The sequence below is a fragment of the Pseudovibrio ascidiaceicola genome (genome assembly GCF_900114245.1).
GTDB classification, from domain to species: Bacteria; Pseudomonadota; Alphaproteobacteria; order Rhizobiales; family Stappiaceae; genus Pseudovibrio; species Pseudovibrio ascidiaceicola.
This window is the reverse complement of sequence record NZ_FOSK01000026.1, coordinates 1-20,017: the sequence shown is the minus strand read 5'-3', so window position 1 is coordinate 20,017 and position 20,017 is coordinate 1. Positions and strand designations below refer to the sequence as shown.

At 48.2% G+C, this 20,017-nt stretch carries 18 protein-coding genes and 3 tRNA genes; 5 read left to right on the top strand and 16 right to left on the bottom strand.

Annotated elements, in window-relative coordinates:
* The 3 genes from tuf to BM231_RS26330 form a co-directional block, all read right to left on the bottom strand.
* Positions 1–950: elongation factor Tu (gene tuf, locus BM231_RS26340; RefSeq protein ID WP_093524331.1), on the bottom strand; the 950-nt coding region annotated here is incomplete at its 3' end.
* Between the two features lie 105 nt (positions 951–1,055).
* Positions 1,056–1,129 (bottom strand) — tRNA-Gly (locus BM231_RS26335).
* Positions 1,130–1,148: 19 nt separating this feature from the next.
* Positions 1,149–1,233 (bottom strand) — tRNA-Tyr (locus BM231_RS26330).
* A gap of 422 nt (positions 1,234–1,655) precedes the next feature.
* Between BM231_RS26330 and BM231_RS26325 the strand changes: the two genes are divergently transcribed.
* A complete protein-coding gene (locus tag BM231_RS26325) occupies positions 1,656–2,534 on the top strand; it encodes a TrmH family RNA methyltransferase (RefSeq protein ID WP_093524329.1) in 879 nt (292 codons plus the stop codon).
* 176 nt (positions 2,535–2,710) lie between these two features.
* On the opposite strand, the gene BM231_RS26320 is transcribed toward BM231_RS26325, so the two are convergent.
* The 4 genes from BM231_RS26320 to BM231_RS26305 form a co-directional block, all read right to left on the bottom strand.
* Positions 2,711–3,220: a hypothetical protein gene (locus BM231_RS26320; RefSeq protein WP_139226415.1), complete on the bottom strand. Its 510-nt coding sequence runs from the start codon at positions 3,218–3,220 to the stop codon at positions 2,711–2,713.
* Positions 3,221–3,386: 166 nt separating this feature from the next.
* Positions 3,387–3,878: a plastocyanin/azurin family copper-binding protein gene (locus BM231_RS26315; RefSeq protein ID WP_093524325.1), complete on the bottom strand. Its 492-nt coding sequence runs from the start codon at positions 3,876–3,878 to the stop codon at positions 3,387–3,389.
* A 217-nt stretch (positions 3,879–4,095) separates the two neighbouring features.
* Entirely contained in the window at positions 4,096–5,031 is a 936-nt protein-coding gene (locus BM231_RS26310) for a sensor histidine kinase (protein ID WP_159438004.1), read from the bottom strand.
* A 95-nt stretch (positions 5,032–5,126) separates the two neighbouring features.
* Positions 5,127–5,795: a response regulator transcription factor gene (locus tag BM231_RS26305; RefSeq protein ID WP_093524321.1), complete on the bottom strand. Its 669-nt coding sequence runs from the start codon at positions 5,793–5,795 to the stop codon at positions 5,127–5,129.
* A 604-nt stretch (positions 5,796–6,399) separates the two neighbouring features.
* Here BM231_RS26305 and BM231_RS26300 point away from each other — a divergent pair.
* Both BM231_RS26300 and BM231_RS26295 read left to right on the top strand, forming a co-directional pair.
* Positions 6,400–6,475: transfer RNA gene (locus tag BM231_RS26300), tRNA-Thr, on the top strand.
* A gap of 388 nt (positions 6,476–6,863) precedes the next feature.
* Positions 6,864–8,864 carry a DUF262 domain-containing protein gene (locus BM231_RS26295; protein ID WP_093524319.1) on the top strand — a complete coding sequence of 667 codons (2,001 nt, stop codon included), beginning with the start codon at positions 6,864–6,866 and terminating at the stop codon, positions 8,862–8,864.
* A gap of 180 nt (positions 8,865–9,044) precedes the next feature.
* Here the strand turns inward: BM231_RS26295 and BM231_RS26290 are convergent, their stop codons facing one another.
* From BM231_RS26290 to BM231_RS26255, 8 genes are all read right to left on the bottom strand, one after another.
* Positions 9,045–9,308, bottom strand: coding sequence for a hypothetical protein (locus BM231_RS26290; protein ID WP_093524317.1), 264 nt, complete (start codon positions 9,306–9,308; stop codon positions 9,045–9,047).
* 459 nt (positions 9,309–9,767) lie between these two features.
* Entirely contained in the window at positions 9,768–11,882 is a 2,115-nt protein-coding gene (locus BM231_RS26285; RefSeq protein WP_093524315.1) for an ATP-binding protein, read from the bottom strand.
* Positions 11,875–12,198 carry a hypothetical protein gene (locus BM231_RS26280; RefSeq protein ID WP_093524313.1) on the bottom strand — a complete coding sequence of 108 codons (324 nt, stop codon included), beginning with the start codon at positions 12,196–12,198 and terminating at the stop codon, positions 11,875–11,877. The genes BM231_RS26285 and BM231_RS26280 overlap by 8 nt, the downstream gene beginning before the upstream one ends.
* Positions 12,195–12,419, bottom strand: a complete 225-nt coding sequence (locus tag BM231_RS27500; protein ID WP_280142379.1) for a helix-turn-helix transcriptional regulator — start codon at positions 12,417–12,419, stop codon at positions 12,195–12,197. The genes BM231_RS26280 and BM231_RS27500 overlap by 4 nt, the downstream gene beginning before the upstream one ends.
* Positions 12,420–12,525: 106 nt before the next feature.
* Positions 12,526–13,308, bottom strand: a complete 783-nt coding sequence (locus BM231_RS26270) for a hypothetical protein (RefSeq protein WP_093524311.1) — start codon at positions 13,306–13,308, stop codon at positions 12,526–12,528.
* A gap of 247 nt (positions 13,309–13,555) precedes the next feature.
* Complete coding sequence (locus BM231_RS26265) at positions 13,556–14,272, bottom strand: N-acyl homoserine lactonase family protein (protein WP_093524309.1); 717 nt, start codon at positions 14,270–14,272, stop codon at positions 13,556–13,558.
* Positions 14,273–14,456: 184 nt separating this feature from the next.
* Positions 14,457–15,605 carry a hypothetical protein gene (locus tag BM231_RS26260; protein ID WP_139226414.1) on the bottom strand — a complete coding sequence of 383 codons (1,149 nt, stop codon included), beginning with the start codon at positions 15,603–15,605 and terminating at the stop codon, positions 14,457–14,459.
* Between the two features lie 48 nt (positions 15,606–15,653).
* Entirely contained in the window at positions 15,654–16,784 is a 1,131-nt protein-coding gene (locus BM231_RS26255; RefSeq protein WP_093524305.1) for a hypothetical protein, read from the bottom strand.
* A 237-nt stretch (positions 16,785–17,021) separates the two neighbouring features.
* On the opposite strand from BM231_RS26255, the gene BM231_RS26250 reads away from it, so the two are divergent.
* Positions 17,022–17,867 carry an AraC family transcriptional regulator gene (locus BM231_RS26250; protein ID WP_093524303.1) on the top strand — a complete coding sequence of 282 codons (846 nt, stop codon included), beginning with the start codon at positions 17,022–17,024 and terminating at the stop codon, positions 17,865–17,867.
* A 176-nt stretch (positions 17,868–18,043) separates the two neighbouring features.
* Here BM231_RS26250 and BM231_RS26245 read toward each other — a convergent pair whose 3' ends face one another.
* Positions 18,044–18,574: a hypothetical protein gene (locus tag BM231_RS26245; RefSeq protein ID WP_093523251.1), complete on the bottom strand. Its 531-nt coding sequence runs from the start codon at positions 18,572–18,574 to the stop codon at positions 18,044–18,046.
* Positions 18,575–19,177: 603 nt separating this feature from the next.
* Here BM231_RS26245 and BM231_RS26240 point away from each other — a divergent pair.
* Positions 19,178–19,999 carry a prephenate dehydrogenase/arogenate dehydrogenase family protein gene (locus BM231_RS26240; RefSeq protein WP_280142364.1) on the top strand — a complete coding sequence of 274 codons (822 nt, stop codon included), beginning with the start codon at positions 19,178–19,180 and terminating at the stop codon, positions 19,997–19,999.
* The last annotated feature ends 18 nt before the right edge of the window (positions 20,000–20,017 follow it).

Sequence of the window (20,017 nt, the reverse complement as noted above, 5' to 3'; positions counted from 1 at the left end):
TGACGTCCACCCTCTTCCTTGGTGAGGATGTATGCCTCAGCCTTGAACTTAGTGTGAGGAGTAACGGAACCTGGCTTACAAAGAACCTGGCCACGCTCAACGTCTTCACGACCAACACCACGGATCAATGCACCGATGTTATCGCCAGCTTCACCCTGATCGAGCAGCTTGCGGAACATTTCAACACCAGTAACAGTGGTCTTAGATGTGTCTTTAACGCCGACGATCTCAACTTCGTCACCAACGTGAACGATGCCACGCTCTACACGACCGGTTACAACAGTACCACGGCCAGAGATAGAGAACACGTCTTCGATCGGCATCAGGAATGGCAGATCGCGTGGACGGTCAGGAGTTGGGATGTACTCGTCAACAGCAGCCATCAGTTCAGCGATTTTCTCGGAACCGATGTTTGCGTCGCGATCTTCCAGAGCTGCAAGAGCAGAACCAGCGATGATTGGAATATCGTCGCCTGGGAATTCGTAGGAAGACAGAAGTTCACGAACTTCCATTTCTACGAGCTCGAGAAGCTCTTCATCGTCAACCTGGTCAACCTTGTTCATGAAGACAACCAGCGCAGGCACACCAACCTGACGAGCGAGCAGGATGTGCTCACGAGTCTGAGGCATTGGGCCGTCCGCAGCGTTAACAACGAGGATCGCGCCGTCCATCTGAGCAGCACCAGTGATCATGTTTTTCACATAATCAGCGTGACCTGGACAGTCAACGTGTGCGTAGTGACGAGCGTCAGTTTCATATTCAACGTGCGCTGTGGAGATAGTGATACCACGTGCGCGCTCTTCAGGAGCACCGTCGATTTCGTCATATGCTTTAAAGTCACCAAACTGTTTGGTGATTGCAGCAGTCAACGTAGTTTTGCCGTGATCAACGTGGCCGATTGTGCCGATGTTGACGTGCGGCTTATTACGTTCAAATTTTTCCTTCGCCATGGGCGTAGCTCTCTATTTAATCGTAGTTCCGTCGATCAAGGCTTGAAGCCAATAAAAGACCTCAAGGATTCTGTGAGGACACCTTTAGCAAAAGCGAGAAGAGATTGGAGCGGGTGAAGGGAATCGAACCCTCGTATTCAGCTTGGAAGGCTGCTGCTCTACCATTGAGCTACACCCGCATTACCAATTTCAAGTCGATGGTGGAGGAGGTTGGATTCGAACCAACGTAGGCATAGCCAGCGGATTTACAGTCCGCCCCCTTTAGCCACTCGGGCACTCCTCCGAGATCGACCAAAATTCTCTAAAAGAGAACTTTTTGAAACTCGTTTTGCCAAACACGCCGCTTAACCGCTAAGCAGTTGCGCCGCGTCCTGTGGCGCGGTTTATGCCGCTGAGAACGCCATCTGTCAACGCCTCTTTTGCATGTGCCTGTGCAAAATCAACAAGGCAGTTAGTTTTCCCCCTTTTTTGTCAGAGAACTAACCGACGGAATCTACGTATGACCTTGCTAAATCACAGCTCTTCACACCAAACCCGGCAATTTTGGTGCAAATTCTTTTTTTGGGAAAATGAAAAGATCACACACATGAACACCCTCTCAAATTCGCTGGACTTGCTCTTTTTATATAAGCAGCAAAAAAGGAATGTTTAGTCTCCCCCCTTTATTCCCTTGAAGCGAAAACTTCGCCGGAGTATCGAGAGGCCATGAGCAACTTTAAAAAACAAAAAAGCGCAGGCGGTAACCGCTGGAGCCCTGAGCAAAGCCCAGAGCGAGGCAATGATCGCCCCCATAAGAAAAGCCGGTCCGATGGAAAACCATCTGGTGGCTTTTCAAAGGGCAAACCTTGGCTGAAGAGATCAGCAGCTGAAGACGGCCCCTTCTATATATATGGACTTCACACCATTGAAGCCGCCTTTAGAAATCCGGAACGCACTCGCCACAAGCTCCTCATAACGCAAAATGCATTACGGCGGCTGGAAGAGCGCAATCTGAAGATTGACGTACCGGTTGAAGAGGCCAGCCCTCGCGATATCGACAAGCTGGTTGGTAAAGATGCCGTCCATCAGGGCGCCGCACTGCTGGTGGATGCCCTTCCTGAGTATGGCCCGGAAGAACTCAAAGACGGTCAGCTTGTTCTGGCGCTCGATCAGGTTACCGATCCGCACAATGTCGGCGCTATCCTACGTTCCGCTGTCGCCTTGAGTGCTGACGCTGTTGTCACCACCCGCCGTCACGCACCTGAAGAAGGTCCGGTCCTTGCTAAAACAGCAAGCGGCGCTCTGGATATGATCAAACACGTCCGTGTCCCAAACATGTCTCGCTTTGTCGATGAAATGAGAGACAAAGGCTATCAGGCAATCGCACTGGACAGCGAAGGCCCGAACTCCGTCGAAAATACAACTTTCACAGATAAGACCCTACTGGTCCTCGGCTCCGAGGGCAAAGGTGTACGTGAAGGCGTCCGCAAAAACTGCGACACCCTCGCCCGCCTCGACATGCCAGGCGAGATCAAATCCCTAAACGTCTCCAACGCCGCGATCCTATCCCTCTACGTCGCACGCATGAAAATGGGGCTGTCCTAACCGACAGCCTCTGGGCGCTGGACCTGTCTCCGGATGGAAGTTCAGCTACCAAAGCAAAACACAGCCAAAGTTGCTACTCGCGATTAACGCAAAATGTCAGCCTCTGATTTTTATCAGGGACTGACATTTTAATGTTTCACCAAAAAGTCTTCAGCAACTCAGACCTAGTGCATATTTCAATCAAGAACGATGCTATCTGGCTTTGTAGGAACAGCGGGTACTGTGATGTAGGAAAAACCCTCTCGGGTATGGCACGCCATACACTCTGAGCTCATAATCGCAACAGCCTCTTCAAAAACTTCAAAGTTCTGAGTTTTAACCGCCTCGTCCAAATCTCCAAAAACGTTCTCACGAAATATATTGATGGAAGCGGCTCGTTTGGTGCGTGCCGTAGCAACTCGATCCATCATTTTTTCCATGGCTTCGATTTGATACTCTGCAAACTCCCATTTATCTTGCTTGCCTGCCCAGTACATAGTTTGGAAGCGGTAGGCAATTTCTGGCATCCAGTGTGATGTGCCCGGCGTAATTTTCACCAATGCTTCCAATTGCTCTTCTGGAGTTCCTGTTACTCTCCAATCAGGAGCCTTTTCTGCGTGCGCCAGATAGCTTGAAGAATACACAGTGCCTGTCAAAAGCAATGTCAGGCTCAAAATAGGGATGCAAAGCGCAGATACTCGATTCATATGGACCTCGGGGGAGTGCTAAAATTGGCAGAAACCACTGAATGATGAGTTGGCACCTCATCCAGCGTTGTCTTCGCAAGAAAAGTAAAAAAACGATCAGTATTTACACCGACCTCACTTGCTTGAACACTGACTACCCACCTTACTTTAAGGCAGATTTAAGCGTTCAGTTTTGTGGAACTCTGCGAAGTAGCTTTTGAAAAACCGCTGCTGCTTTGGCTGGCAACTTGGTGCTTTTTGCTTGCGGTAAATTGTTATATTGCTTGCCGACAGCAATCAGCCCCACCATTCCCTTGCCGAAATGTGGAAGACATTTATATCCATAAACACCTTCCTTCGTCAGCGTAAGGTCATAGGTCGCCTTTAGCCTGCTTCGCCAAGGCGACACACCAGCAGGTATCATCCCGGAAATTGAGACGGTGTTGTGAGTTCCTCTGACATTCACAAACCGCACGGTATCGCCGACTTGCGCTTCCAAATAGGCAGGACTGAAGAAATCCCGATCCATTTTGATTGTATGGATTACACCTGCGTTAGAACCCGTTACTGAGAGCAAAAAGGAAACGAGCGCCGGCATTAAAACGAGCGTACTTCTTTTTTTCATGAAAGTTGTCTCATGTATTTTGATTTTATATGGGGCAACGGTTTTCACCGCCATCTAACTCCTGAATTTGCTCAAGAGTCCCGGCAACCCATAAAACCCTTGTTTTAACGCAGTTTTAGGAGCGTTCCGGTTTCGCAGGCGTACGCGACCGCTGAAACCCTTCATTCAGGAGCACCGCAACCGACACGGTCGCCCTTGGATGAAATTTTATGATTATCGCTCAGTCTTCCACTCTTAAAGCAGCGAAATGACAGAGTTAAAAACCATCAATTCAGGAGGTTAAGGCCGTGGCAGAAGCAAAAACAACACGGAAAACACTCCCTCCACCCGGATTATCATGGATGGATATTCCTGCCCGGCAGCGCATTGCTATATCTTTGACAATTGCCAGCCCCAGACCAGTTCCCTGCACTTTGCTATCTGGCAGTCGCCAAAAGCGCTGAAAAATTTTGTCTCTATAGCAAGATGGAATACCAGGCCCCTCGTCAATCACATCAAGTGTTCCTGTGGGGTTAATTCGAACGCAAATACCAGCGTTTGGCGGACACACCGCAAGAGCGTTTTCAACGAGATTACGCAGCAGATCTCCAATAAGTGCACTGTCCCCCTGCACCCAAAGGGGTCCTGCCTCCTTTTCCAAGGAGAGCCTGACATTCTTTTTCGTCGCCAAGGGTGCAATGTAGGAAAGTACCGTGACAGCTACAGCATTTAGATCAGTAACTTTTTCCTGCTCTTCAGATCGCGTTTCCAATCGAGAAATTGCCAGAATCTGATCCACGGAACGAGCCATTTTGTCGAGATCGCCCCTTAGAGCAATCACTTGAGGCGTTTGCTGCAAGTCCTCCAAACCAGCACCCAACACCTGCAACGGCGTCCTCAGCTCATGCGCAACATTTTCGGTGAAGTGGCGCTGCGTTGTAAAACCATCTTCTATGCCAGAAAGCATGGCGTTTATCGCCTTCACCATCGGGGCTACTTCGGAAGGCAAATCTCTCACAGGAAGTCGCTGGTGAAGAGATTTCGGTTTAATCTGAGCCGTAAGACGTGAAAGATGCCGAAGAGGTTTCAAACTGCGCCTTAACGTATGTGCAGTCACAAAAATTGTTGCAAGCATCATGACCGGAACGACCCAGCCAACATTCGAAAACAGCTCCATAAAGGCTTGTTGATGGCTGCTGGTTTGCAATGGCTCATGCAAAATAAACAAATGAACCCAGAGCCATCCGAGGATCACAGAAAACGAACCGATAAGAATGACTGAGATTCGAACGACAAGCTTGTTCTCAAGAGACTGAAGCTTACTCATAAGCTGTCCAACATGTAGCCCAGCCCACGATAGGTATGAATCTCCAACCCTGCGCTCAGTTGCTTGAACTTGCGCCGAAGATTGTGAACATGAACCGGTATCGTGTTCGACTCTGGAATCTCCAGCCCATAGACTTTGTTCAAGAGATCGTCTTTGGTCACAACGTGCCCACGGTTGCTAATCAAGCTCTCAAGAACCAGCAGTTCATGCCTTGGCAAGGGCAAGGCCACCGCGTTGACCGTGGCTGTTCGAGATTTAAAGTTGTAAGAAAGACTGCCGACAGTTTCTGTTTTGCCAAACACGGATCCTGGTCGGCGCAACAAAGCTCGCATTCTTGCAACAAGCTCAGACATCGCAAACGGCTTGATCAGATAATCATCTGCGCCAGCCTCCAACCCATCAATGCGATCTTCAATTGCATCACGGGCGGTCAGCATAAGAATTGGCAGATCGTTGCCTTCCTCCCGAAGGGACGAAACAATCTCAATCGCATCTCCATCCGGCAACATTCGATCAGCAATTAATGCGTCAAACATCTCAGACTTCATGAGCATTCGCGCATCTTCAACACATCCGCACTGATCTACTGAAAACGCAGCGGCCACCAAGGCCTTTTCAATTTGCTGAGCGATACGTCTTTCATCTTCCACTACTAAAATCCGCATTCAACTCTCTTGCTGACCAAGAAACTTACAAACATATGCGCATGGTACACCCCAAGCTTAAGCCAAAGTTAAGCCCTATAAACTCTCTCACTCTGTTTTGAGGCCTCACTCGTTCCCCACGGTAGGCAGGACACACACATAGGAATTCCTAATGAACGCCCTCACTCAACTGCTGTCTCCTAAGAAGACTGGCACGGATCACATACCTTGCAAATACCAACATCAACCAAATCCGTCGGCTTTACTCCCCTCATTCAGATATCGCTCAAAAGGGGAATAAAGCAGCCCAGCTCTCATCGAAGCCGATACAGCCAGATCCGACTGAAACAACCCGCACTTCCCAGCTGCAACTACATAGGAACTCCAAAAATTCAAATACCTCTCAAACAAACGCACAAAACAACGCAAACGCGTAAACCAAGATTTTTTCTATCAATATCAATAGGCTGAGCCCTATGCGTGTGGAAAAGAAACGTCCAATCGGCCATTTTGAGCCCTAAATAGCCGAAAAAATTCTCTCCCCTGTGAATTCTTCCAAATTTTTGCATTTTTGGGATTTACAAACCCCGCCAGCGCCCGTAAATACCCCTCCAACGAAGACGACGCCGGTATAGCTCAGATGGTAGAGCACCTGACTTGTAATCAGGGGGTCGCGGGTTCGATCCCTGCTGCCGGCACCACTCTTCTCCTTGATTTATCAAGGAAATTTCAAAGCCTCCTCCGGGGGGCTTTTTGCTTTTCTGGCTTTTGTCAGCATATGGTAAGCAAATGGGCGTTTTGGTAAGCAGGATTTCGCCCCTCCTACCCCTCCCAATTCCCTTTCAACTTAATACTGGAAAAGCTGTGAATGCTGTCACTAGCTGTCAGCAGCAAGGCTTTCCGTGAGGTTTAGTGAAATTGTAGCTGACAGAGTGCCGTCGTTAGCTGTCAGCATTACACCTGTTAGCCGCACGGTGTTCATCAAGCGCATCCTATAATTTTTAGTTCTATTGATGCATTCCGCTTATTAGCTATTGAAAGCTCAAATGCGACCATTATTCTTCATCCATATTTTAGAAAGGAATTATCGTGAAAGCAGGCCCAGTCACCGTCCGCCAATTACTTGAAAATCGTCAACGCTTTTGTGTCCCGATCTATCAGCGTCACTACGTTTGGGCACGAGATAAACAGTGGGAGCCCTTCTGGAACGATATTCGGACAAAAGCTATAGAACGCCTAAATGGTCGTGACCGTCGATTTTCACATTTCATGGGCGCGGTTGTATTGGAAGCTCGCGGTTCAGTCTCGTCACGGCAAGTCACTTCTTTTCAAGTCGTAGACGGACAGCAGCGAATGACAACTTTTCAACTCTACTTAGCTGCTGCAAGGGATTACGCGAGACAGGCTGGATTCGAAGATACGGTTGGTTTGATCGAAGGTTATCTTTTCAATGAGAAACAACACCTCATGGAAGATGCTGATGTGGAAAAATTTAAAGTCTGGCCAACGGAATATGACCGAAATCTCTTTCAAGACATAATACTCATTGGACGGCCCGAGCTGCGTAAGAAATACCAAGATCATTTTTACAAAGGGCGCGACAAGATCTACGAATACAGCACAGTTCCTAAACTACTAGGAGCATATGGGTATTTCTTCGAACGCATTAAACATGCAGTGGAAAGCGATGACCTCGAAGATGACTTTGCAGAATCCATCGAAATTGATGAAGACGATGACAATGCATCCACGTCTTCCGAGGAAAACGTCTGTGATCGCACCTCAATGGAGCTACGTCTCGACGCACTTTGGGAAGCATTAATCGAAGAGTTCAAGGTAGTAGAAATCACTTTGGAAGAAGGTGACGACGCACAAGTTATCTTTGAAACGCTCAACGAAAGAGGCGAGCCGTTGCTTGCAGCAGATCTCGTTCGTAATAATATTTTCCAACGCGCTGATGCAAGGCAAGAGAAAGCCGAGAAGCTATTTGACAAATACTGGAAGGACTTTGAAGACCCATTCTGGAGCGCCTTAGAGAAGCAAGGACGCTACAAAAAAGCTAGGATCGAGTTTTTTCTTGCGAACTTCATCGCAGGAAAGGTAGCCGGAGAAGTTACTCTCTCGAAGCTATTCAGCGAGTATAAGGCATTCATAAAGATTCAGGATAGTAATCCTAATGATGGGTATCCAACCGTTGAAGCAGAACTACAAGATCTAAGCGCATACGGAATGCTCTATAGAAAATTACTGGAACATGATGATAACAATCCGCTTGGGCACTTTGCTAACCTTCTACATCCTTGGGAAGTGACAACAGTTTACCCACTAGTGCTGCGGCTTTGGTCTTCCGAAATGGAGGAGAGACACAAGGCGGAATGTCTTTCAATCCTGTTGAATTTCATCGTAAGGCGCGCAATCTGCGGACTGACAACAAAGAACTATAACAAGTTCTTCCTTTCAGTATTACGGTGCCTGGACACTAAAGGCTTCTCAAAGGAAAATCTTGCCAGCTTTCTGATAGCGCAAACCTCCGACAGCGCAAGGATGCCCACCGACACGGAATTTGAGAGCGCTTGGATTTCTGCTCAAATGTATGCGACAAGACTTACGCCACTACGTGTGAAGGCAGTTCTTGAATCTATAGAGCGCACAAAACGTCAGAAATTTCACGAAACCGATCAACTCAGCCCTCACCTCTCGGTCGAACACATACTACCTTCTCAATGGCAAGAACATTGGCCGCTTTCTGATGGCGAAATATCGACCAATGAGGAAATTTTCCAAGCGATATTTGCAACCGATGAAAACGAGACCCGCATTGGTCAGATAGTGCGACGTAAGCGCCTTCTGAACACTTTCGGTAACCTAACGCTACTTACTACCCCCCTTAATAGCAGCATGAGCAATGGGCCTTTCATAAAAAAACGCGAAGCTTTGAACGAACATTCGCTACTCGTGTTAAACCGCGAGATCGCGAACGAAGAAATCTGGAGCGAAGAACAGATAGAAGAGCGCGGTAAGAAGTTATTTGAAACTGCACGCTCCCTTTGGCCATATCCACAATTAGAGACAGTAGACGCACAGCCGTAATATTTGACAAACTGGCCAAATGGTAAGCAAGTTGATCGATCATTTGCATGTTTAAAGTTGGACACTTACAACAAATGATCGATCCCTGCTTACACCCCAACTAAAAATGGCCTGAGAAGCATCACGCTTCCCAAGCCAGAATATTCCGTGAGAGGCAAAGCCTCTCTTCATTCCGTATTTTTAGTTGTTGGAGACTTCCAGCGCGCAAGGTTCGAGCAGCTCGGAGATTTTCTCGCTACTACCCTGCACATCTTCAATGTGATTGCGCACAGTATCAAACAGCGTCAGCAACGCTTCATATTCCTGTGTGTGCTCCATGCGTTCACTCAGAACCACACTCATGGAATAAACTAGATTTTTGAGGTGGTTGGTTGCTAGACTAAGCTGGTCCACTTCATTGCGAAGGGACGTATGGGCACATTTCTCTTTACCAGTATCAGTCATCTAAAAACCCTCGTAAGTAGTTAGAACACCACTCAACAGAAGGCTTCTGATGGCCCACTGGCGAGCGGGAGGTTCAGAACCTGTACGAGGCAGGCGGGTTTATTCCCCCGCAAAGGGTATTGTATTCACCGCCCTCCCGCCCATAAGCGAGAGTTTGCGTTTGGAGAACCAACTCCAGACACAAAAAAGCCGCGAATTAACGGTTGCGGTGACCGCTCGTACATGAGGTTCTGACGCCTCAAGATGACCATGCGATGATTGGCACAAGGTGTCAATGCAAGGAAACTGAATTCCTCCACAAACCCATAGGATTAGCGGGGTTAAAAAGGGAGAACAACAACAAGAACATCAACACTAAGCCCTCGCGAAAACCACATAGCCGCTTGCGCCGTGGTCTCGAACTACCCGTAGGCAGCTAAAGGCCTGGGAAGGACCCGCGATGACCAAAAGAGGAAGAGCCTAGATCACATCCAGATAAATCAGCCGCCTTGAACCTGTCGCTTTCTTGGTTACCTGAATCCGCTTCGGCCTCAGCAACGGCGCAGCCCGATCCACCGCACTGCCAAACGCATTCACCTTTGTCGGCCAGAACCGTGAAGATCTGATCTGGTCACTCACAATCATATTGAGGTTAGCCAACAGCTCAGTCGCCGTACCCACCCAGCTCTCACCGCCTTGACGCACCATGAGAAACTCATGGAGAGCCACCGCAACCGGATCACCTTCAAACACGGCCTCTGCTGTACCACTCCGGTTGCTTTCATAAGCTTCCAGAAACTCACCCTCTTCCCAGCCAAGGCCAGAAGACGCAGCCACCATCAACCGCGCAAAGTCCGCCATACGTGGATGGCGATCCAGACGAACATTCTCAATATTGCGGATTGCTCCGCTCAATGCATCCAGCAAAGCGCCAAGCATACGCGGTTTGAGCTGCTCCCATTCTTGCCAGAACAACTCTTCTGGTTGACGGCCCACCTCATCAATCCGCTTGAGACGAACAGAAAGCGCCCGCTCTGCCAGATCAGCCCGCTCAGTCAGCGCCGGAATGCCATTAAGCAGCACTGGTCGCGCCCCTTGAAACCAATAGGCATCGCCATCCGTATGCAGTTTGCGAGAGATAAACCCACTCCCTGTCGCCATCCGGCAAATCGCATCAGAGAGCCAGCCTTCCATTTTCGAGACATTATCAAAGTTGAGCACATGCCCGTTTTGCGCCATCACCATAAGATCACGCTCATCCTTGGGAAGAGAGGATGCAGAAACCGCACAGGGATCTGTGATGGAACGCAACAGCCGCGCCATCGTGCTCTTGCCACTGCCTTGCTCTCCACCAAGTGCTAAAACCGGATAGCTACGACTACGCCCCCACAAGGACGCCACCATCCAACCAAGAATAAGCTTGCAGTCCTCTTCCTCCGCATTGATAAGATGGTGCATCTCCTCAATCTGGTGTCCTTTTCCCGGCACGGGCAATGGCGACATGGTCTGCTTGCGAATGAACTTGACAGGAGGATTGCTGATCACCTCCCAACCGTCACGGGTGATACAGACTGCTCTCCAGCTCTCATCTGCCAGATCGAGCCAGCTTTCCCCATCCTGCCAGCCAGTACGCATAAAGGGGGTATAGCAAGCGCCCTGCTCCAACGCCCGTACCTCAAATACCCGCAAGGCATCACCTAAGTTCTGCGTTGAAGGTGCAAGCCCGGTCTTTTCATAATATCTCCCCACCAGCCAACGCTTGAAACTTTGGCTCTCAACCGGCCAATGTTCATTGTGACCATTCACCAGCACAGTGGCAAAGGCATTCTTTTGCGGAGAATGCCAAAGCTCCAAATCTTGCGCGACTGAAAGCAAACTCACACCACGAGTGCTCGGCTTAGCTTCAGGTTCCTGTGCGCCCTCTCTCTGAGAAGACGATACGAAGGCTTCTGCTTGTTCTGATGTCCATCCATCAGCCAAAGCGTCAGCTGCATCCCAACCTTTGGAAACATCATCCGGTGGCACAAGAACCGTTACAGATGCAACTCCAACCTTCTCCAGACAAACGGCAACATCATCCGCAAACTTCAGCCCTGCCTCATCCGCATCAGGCCAGATAAAGGCATCGCACCCTTTAAGCGCCGACCAGTCCGCTTTCTTAGCTGCATTCGATCCTCCAGGAGGGCTGATACAAACATGTCTCAGCAACAACTGCCTTGCTGCATCTGCTGTTTTCTCCCCCTCAACAATAACAATGGGCGCATCTGGAGCTTTCGTCAAAAGATCCAAACCATACAGAGGCCTCAGTTGCGGCCATGTCTCCCATCGCCATTTTAGTTGCTCTCCAACTTGGAACAAACACAGCGGACGATAGCTCTTGCCCTCTCCATCGATATCAAACCGGCAGACATATCCAAGCACCTCATCCGCTGCATCCCGATACGTCCAGCGCTGTGAAGGCACGCCTAACTTAGGATGGAAAGCAGGTGGTTCCGGTGCCTCATCTGGCACTGGTATAACAATCACTTTTTGGGGCTGCGTTCGATTGGACTTGGTTGCTTGGTTTGTTTTGATTGGAGCAAATGGATCACTCATAAGCATCCACTCCAATCATATCAGCCAGATTGCATGCAGCTTGCTTCTGCGAGAGCGAAAACAAATAAGCCCCGAGACTGATAAAATCCCGTCCACCTTCACCGGTTGCAAAGTCACACCACAAGCCTGAAGCTATATTGATCTTGAAGGAACCAGCCCGCTGATCCATTCGGCGCGGGTTCTTCACGGTATACTCGCAACCACAAAGTCGCCCACCGGGGAGCCACTGCCTGCAGATCATATCACCATGCAGTAAAGCAGCTCTAGCTATGCGCTGGAAATCAATGCGAGGCCGTGGCTTATAGCGCTGTCTCATGACCTTGCCTCCACTTCACTCGTGGAGCTTGCAAGATGCGCTTCAATCCAGGCCTGAATATCAGAAGGTCTATACCTTACAGATTTTCCCAGCTTCACGAAAATTGGCCCGCCGCCACGCATCCGCCACGCCTGTATGGTCCTTATAGAAATTCCAAGATAATCCGCTGCCGCCGCCTCTGTAATCAAAGCGTTCTCAATGCTGTTCAGTTCCGTCCTCATAACCATCATCTCCGCTCATTTGCGATGAAGAAATGCTGGTTGGATTCCACCGACAGAAATAGGCGACACGATTAATCAGTGCGGGTGTTTTAATTTATGTTCCTGATTATTTTGAAGGAATACGGCCTGCTTGTTTAAACGACTGCGGCGCATAATCACCCCACAGGCGATCAAACTGACGCCCACTTACTCCCGGAAAACGCTGCAATACGTCCTCCCTTACATGCGCCTTCTTTGACCGTGGCTGGTCCTCGAGCGCCTCCAGAAAACGGATAACTTCAGCCTCAACAAAACGGCCTTTATTATCATATTTAGAGCCGCGTTTTGTCTTACTGCTTTGAGCCACAAATATCGTCAAGTCTTCGGCCAGCACCTGCCGCAGATCACCATCAATACGTAAGAGTTCATTTCTCCGCCATGAGACATAAGAAAATTCAGAATGCCAGTAAGAGGCAGGAACCACGTGGGCATCCGCTAAGGCTCTGTCGCGGCCTTTCACTATGAGCTCACCACGCTGCAGTGCAGATATCAAAGCCAAATACGTTTCAAAAATCAGCTGAGTTGCCAGCTTTTCTTCTGCTCTCTTGGGAGCCTTGCCGCTCTCAAGGATTTCCATCAATCCATGATCATCTAGCCACTCGGGAAGAACTGTTTTCTTGTGGTGTTGAGTTAAAGTTCGAAGATCAGAAGTTACAGGCCAACAGCTAGGCGAGAGATAGGAAAAATAAGAACAAATGCCTTCGAGCGACCAATCGTAAACTGACGCAACCACGCTTGCATCATAGATTGCTTCACTCACTTCCTCTCGATCAAAAAGCAACCTGCCGAAAGCGTCTTTGAAGAAAAGTCCTTCTACAAGCTCCAGATCAAACCCTACAATCTCCCCCATCAGATCTCCTAACCCAACAATGACGGACACCTCTGCAGGCTAACGCGTATTGGGGAGTGACACTGCTGAAAAATTTTCGTTTAGCAACGAATAAAACGAGAGGGAGTCTACTTTCGGAAAGCGGGCCATAAGCGGACATTAGAGTGTTTCTATCAAGGGTTGATGGTATCTACATGGAAGGTACTCTGAATACCTTAGCGAGACCTAATTCTAAGTTCAAAATAGACGTTGAAATCAATCACTGAACTTAATCGTAGTAGGCTGGAGCATGGTGCAGAGTTGACCACTGCTCGCTATCATGCCCGTATATGACAAGAGTCGCATTTTCTCGATTTGCAACATCACAGATTTTCTGTGTACTGGCCCGTATGCGTAGTTCGTCATCCATATCAGTGATATACATTTCGCGTGTTGCAGCATCTGCCATTGAACTGTGCATCACAGCATCAACGGCCAATAGAACCGGTCCAGTTCTAGGTAGGCGGACAAGCAATGACTGATGACCGGGAACGTGACCACTCGTCTCTAATAGCTCGACACCTGGTACCAACTCCATGTCACCGTTAATGACACGGTAGTTAAGTGATGCACCACCCCACACACCTCTATTTGCAGCAAAACGAGGATGCCCACTCTTAGCGAGAGCGTAATGTTCACGTTGAATGATTAACTCTGCGCTGGTGAAAAGATCGTGGTTGCCGGAATGGTCATCATCCAGATGTGAGCAAACAAGGTAGTGAATATCCAAGGGAGAAAGCCCAATTGATGAAAGACGGGAGACGATAGAATCCTCCGCTGACATTTCGACTATGAGGCCAGGTGGATTTTGTGGGTTGTCAATAAAGGAACGAGGCCAACCCGTGTCGATGAGAATATTGATGTTATCATCTGTTTGGATGACGTAACCAGGGACGGGTATGTTGCCGGGCTGCATTGTAGCCAATGGAAGTAAGTAGAGGCGCATGGGTCAGATCCGTTCTGAAGACTGCACCGCTAATCAACCAGCGAACGAGCAGCTTTTATAATAGATTTTGAGAAACTTATAAAGCTTTAGAAGTTTGTAATGAACGCAGACAAAACTGATACTTGCTCCAAGATTATAGTCATACCTGCGCTCATCTGGTGAGTTTAGGATAGATATCGACAGGCTAACCGTCTACACCCCAGACTGTAATTTTCAGGTTCCCATCAGTTTCAACAAAGGCAATAACAAATCGACTATCAAAAGTAGATACTTTGGAAATCTCTGTGGTTTCAATCTGCGTGAACTCGCCAATAACCGACTGGTTTCTTAGTAGCTGAAAACTATCATCTTTTAGGTCCCAAATACTAACCCAAGCACAGAAGTGGGGACTATAAATTGGGTCTTCACAGTTGCTGTATGCACCAATTTGTCCTGTTACAAGTTTACCTGTAGCTATAGAGTTGACTACTGCTTGTGTTGTCGAGCCAATATCTGGATAGATTTCTTGTTCTGCATTCCGTTTGAACTCACCATAAATTGCAGCGCTCGTTTTGCGCCATTCAATGAGTTTGGAAATGGCATCATTTGTAGAAATGGTCACCCAATGCCCCATCACCACATCACTAATCGCAGTCACGTCCACGTCCTGAATTTCGTGCCCACCATCTGATGCTCCGCTATACGGTGAAAATGCACCACTATGCAGAACTTGCGTCAGACGTAAGTTGCCATCTTTGTTTCTTCTGGCAAGTATATTTGTTACTCCTTTTGAGAGGGCAAGATTACTTGCATTATTGAAATTGACTTCATCTGACAAAGTGAGCGCATTGTCTTCCAGGAACGCCATAACGGCAAATGCCTGACCATTCGGGCGCCGGGCAGCAATGAGTGCTGCGCCATTTGCTTCCGTTGCTGTGACTTCGGTAATCTCCGGACCAGTTAAATGGGAAACGCGATTGATGTTCATCCCATTCCCTGAGATCGCCCAGAGGATTATCTGCAGGTTCCCGTCACTGTCTCTTATGGGTGTAACAAAGTTGCGACCTGTCAATTTTGCGATCGCTAAGCGGGTAGCGGTTTCAGTGTCACGAATACTGCTGGTGCCTAATGGCGTTGTCTCACTACTTTTCCATGTGATGATACGCAGGTTGTTACTTTCATCTAACACAGCGACCACATAGCCCTCTGAGAGGTGATAGTTGTAACTCGTTAGTGCCATACCTTTAACGGTTCCGTAGTCGAACTCCTTTATGAGTTCGAGTTTGGCTGCTTGGCTCATCGAAAAGCCCATGAAGAGGAAAATCGACAGGGCCAATGCGAGTAGTCTGCTCATAGAAACCTCCAGTCTCCTAAGATACTTTGATTAGCTAAAATGAAAGGTTCAGCGCCCGGTAATCACCCGCTTTGGAGGGCGATGCTTATCTAGATCATCGCTGGTTCCAGCACTGACAAATCCATCTTTGTACCAGACAAAATTCAGGTTGTTTTCACCATCAACGCCCATGCCAGCAACATCAGCAGGTGTGTAACCAGGAGCCAGAGTGTATTTGTATGGTTTGCGGTGCTTGTCTAAATCGTCGCTACTTCCCGCACTGACGTAACCATTTTTATACCAGACAAAACTCCAGTTATTCTCACCGTCCATTGCCATGCCAACGATATCACTAGGTTCGTAGCCGCTCGGTAGAGAGTATCTGTATTTCGAACGTTTGCTGTCCAGATCATTACTGCTTCCGGCACTGACATAGCCATCCCGATACCAGGCGAAAACCATATTGTTTTCACCATCAAGTGCCATACCGACAACATCTGATGGCTGATAACCTGGCGCTAGATTGTATTTGTATGGATGCCGATAGTTATGGATGCGAGCCGATGAGCCTGCTGTGACTGTACCGTCTTTACTCCAAGCAAAGTTGTAATTGTTTTCGCCATCAAGTGCGAAACCGACCATGTCCTTTGCTACATATTTATCTTTTCCAGGCCCTGGCCATGGGTTTGGTTTGCCCGTCAAGTAACAAGCTTCAATCTGCTCTGGGACAGTGTTTTTGTAGTAGATGGATCCGAAGTCATTTGCGCGGTGATTTAGACCATTGTTATGCATCGTTTCATGCGCCATCACGCTGGCAATACGGCGCGGCGAGTTATCACGGATGAAATCGCGATCCATTTCAAATACACCGCGTTTTGCGTAAACCCGATGTGCGCTAGCGTTTGTGCTTCCAGAAAGGTTCCTGCACTTGATTTTGGTGATTTTGGCACGGTCCAAGTATCCAACAATTTTGCTGGGAGATTGCCTGCCATGCTCTACAAGATAAGCTTTATCCATACAGGTGATAAGCTCATTCTTCTTTCTTCGTGCAATAAACTTAAACTCTTGGAATGCATCTATAATCTTACTTTTCAATTCTGGTGAACAAGAGCGAATTTTCACTTTGTCTTGCGCAGTTGCATGTTGCACCGGAGAGGAAAACAACATCGCTAAAGCAAAAAGTGACATGACGTGTTTCATCTATCACCTCAAAATTTATGAGTTGATCTTTTGTAGCGGCTAGTGGGTAGATGACTGATGCAAAAGTCAGAAGTTGTATTACCTAGAAAACTCTGCGGTTATCGTAGGCGTTCAGGTGGTTAACCTTCGAGCGATGAGAGCATGTAAGAAGATCAATAAGCTCTCGCGCTTATGAACTTTTTATCGCTGCCTAAATGAGGCGTCTTGTAAAAAACGGCAGACGGAGGAGCACACAAGATGAGCGTTTACTTTAAATTTCCTCCACCTCACGATTTAACACGCTACATCAGAGGTTTTCATATTGCTGATCAGCAGATTGACGAACTCACCATTCAATCCCCACCCACGGGATATCCTTTGCTTGGGCATATATGGAAAGGGATCGGGACTGTATGCGTTGGAGATATCGTCGTCCCGCAGCTGTCCCCTCCGGTTACTCATTTTAGCGGCCAATTATATAAGACGAATGCCAATGTTCGTTGGAATGGACACATTGGTCACATCCTTGTGGAGTTCACGGCAACTGGGCTTTATGAGCTGTTTGGTATTTGGGGTGATGAACTCATCAATAAAACAGTTTTAGCAAGTGACCTTGCTCCAGAGTTTGCAAGAGAACTAGAATCTAGACTTGCAGGAGTAGAGAGCGCAGAAGGTTACCTGCAGTGCTTTGAAAGTGTCTTGAAACAGCAAGCCCTCAAAGCTATTTGCGCTCCCATTTTCATTTCTGAGGCAGTAAGCATCATCGAAGAAGCCCGCGGAGATGTTAAACTGAAGGAGCTAACTAAGAGGGTTGGTGCTGCTGAAAGAACTTTTCTAAGCCGATTCAAGAAAATTGTAGGAGTGCCACCCAAATATTTCTGCCGTGCAACTCAGTTTAATTATTTTGTATCAGTTGTACTTTCTCAAGAAAAACTTCCTCTATCACAGCTTGCAGCAGAGGCAGGTTTTTACGATCAGGCACACTTCACAAGAGCTGTACAGGAGTTTGTGCTAAGTGCCCCCTCGCGTTTCCTTGAAGGAGACATGACGCGAGTTTCCAGCTTTATCAGGCAAATGAATGAAGTCGCTGATACTCATTGTTGAGGTATCCAGACTGTTGATGCGGGCCAGAAGCTGCCATTCGGGCGGTTCCATCATGGGTTGAGACCAGTTTAGGCAAACCGCACCCCCAAAGTCACCTTCGTGAGCGAGGTATCAACTTTTATTGCTCGCAGTGAACTTGGACACTGGCATTCATATCATCTTCACACAATGAAACGTCATAGGACAGGCATCTTTCGGGACTGCCAAGCTTGCCAGATTGCATAGCCAAGTCCAAAGACCAAACCAACGAGCCCACCAATATAGCTAAAGTTATGCATTGTTCCGGCGCGGGCGAACGCCAAGGGGTTGGTTACCTCTCGGTTATTCATCCAAGGTGGCAATGTATCCGGGCCTAGGGTGAAGAAACTTGTGATGAGAGCCGCAATTCCCAAAATCACTGTAACGGTGACAACAATAGAAGCTGCATTGAGAAAGGTGTATGCAAATGTTCGCGTTCCCTTAACGAATAGCGCCCCCAAGTAGATTGGCAGGCCGATCAAAACTCCCATCCACCAACTAGCCATGAATCCTACAATACTCGCTCCAACCCTGTTGTGATGAGTAGGATCAATGCCGAACCGGATGAACTTGAATTCATGAAAATACCCTGGCGAAACAGCATAGGATACCTGATTGTGAATGACACCATATATGCCGGCCAGAAGGCACGCAAAAGCAATCAAAACTGGCAGCAAAAGTAACTTCACAATACAAACTCTCTTTTAGTAACCGGTATCGGTGACAAACATGTACTTCCAATTTGCTTGAAACAATGGCGCTAAAATCTTGCAGCTGCAATTGCTAATTCTGTGAGTGCCTGTCTCAGCCCTCACATTAGATGTTTTCCGCCTCTCCGATATCATTTGCAGACTTTGAAAAACTGCGTTCTTAAACCATGAAAATGACTGCATCGGCTGCTATTACGCCTGATCCGCTTATAAGCTGGTAGCGTTGACGATTGCGGAGACTTGACTACTAAGCGGGCCAACACCGGACATTTAGGCAACTCTATCGCAGGTTGAGGCAGTCGTATCGAGTGACACTTCGCTTTTTCTCTGGCGAACTTTCTTGCATACATAGATACCTGCGAGCAGGATCATTAGAGCCCATACCTCCAGACTGCTGCGCCACAGCCGACGGCGGCTCTGAAACCACCTCGTTGACTCTGCTCTCTTGGGTGCTTTATCGTTGACGCCATGGTGAAATCGTTCTTCGCATCGCAGGATTATTATCCTCAGCTTCGATAGCTGCGGGTAATTTATCATCGGTTTTCCGCTGCCCCTGACAGCGGTCAACCTACAATCGACCTTGTGCCGGGCGGCAAATTCAAAGGTCGACAAATGAATAACATCAGTAAAAATCAAAATACGTCGCTAGGCATCGTGGGGCTTGGCGCATTCGGACAACTCGCAGCTCTACATCTTGCTCAATACTTTGAAATAATGGCCTACGATCCGTCCCCGGACGTTGCCAAGCTCGCAAAGCAACTCGGAGTGCATCTAACATCATTGCACTCAGTATCGCAGGCTGATGTAATCCTTATTGCAGCACCAGTGTCCTCATTTGAGCAAGTTGTCAGCGAGATCGCGGTTGCTTGTAAACCTGGCGCGCTAGTTATCGATGTTGGCTCAGTCAAAGTGGTTCCGTCGGAAATTATGCGCTGGTTGCTACCAGACAATGTAGACATCGTGGCGTCTCACCCCTTGTTCGGTCCTCAGAGTGCCACGACAGGTATAAAGGGTCTAAAAATTGCTGTCTGCCCCATTCAGGGAAAACGACATGCGAGGCTAGTTGCGTTTTTACGCAAGATTCTGGGACTGACTGTCATCGTGACGACACCAGAAGATCACGACCAAGAAGCAGCAGTTGTCCAAGGGCTCACGCACCTCATCGCTAAAGTGCTATTGAGAATGGGACCGCTGCCAACGCGCATGACAACGAAGAGCTTTGACTTGTTATCTGAAGCGATTTCTATGGTTCAGCATGATGCACCAGAAGTATTCGAAGCAATTGAGAAGGCCAATCCCTACGCCGAGACCGTGCGGCGACGGTTTTTCGATTTGGCCGCAAGTTTGAGTGAAGAGCTGGAAGCAGCATTGAGGGCGTCGCCAAATAACGAAAGTGGACATTGATGTAGCGGTATCCAAGGT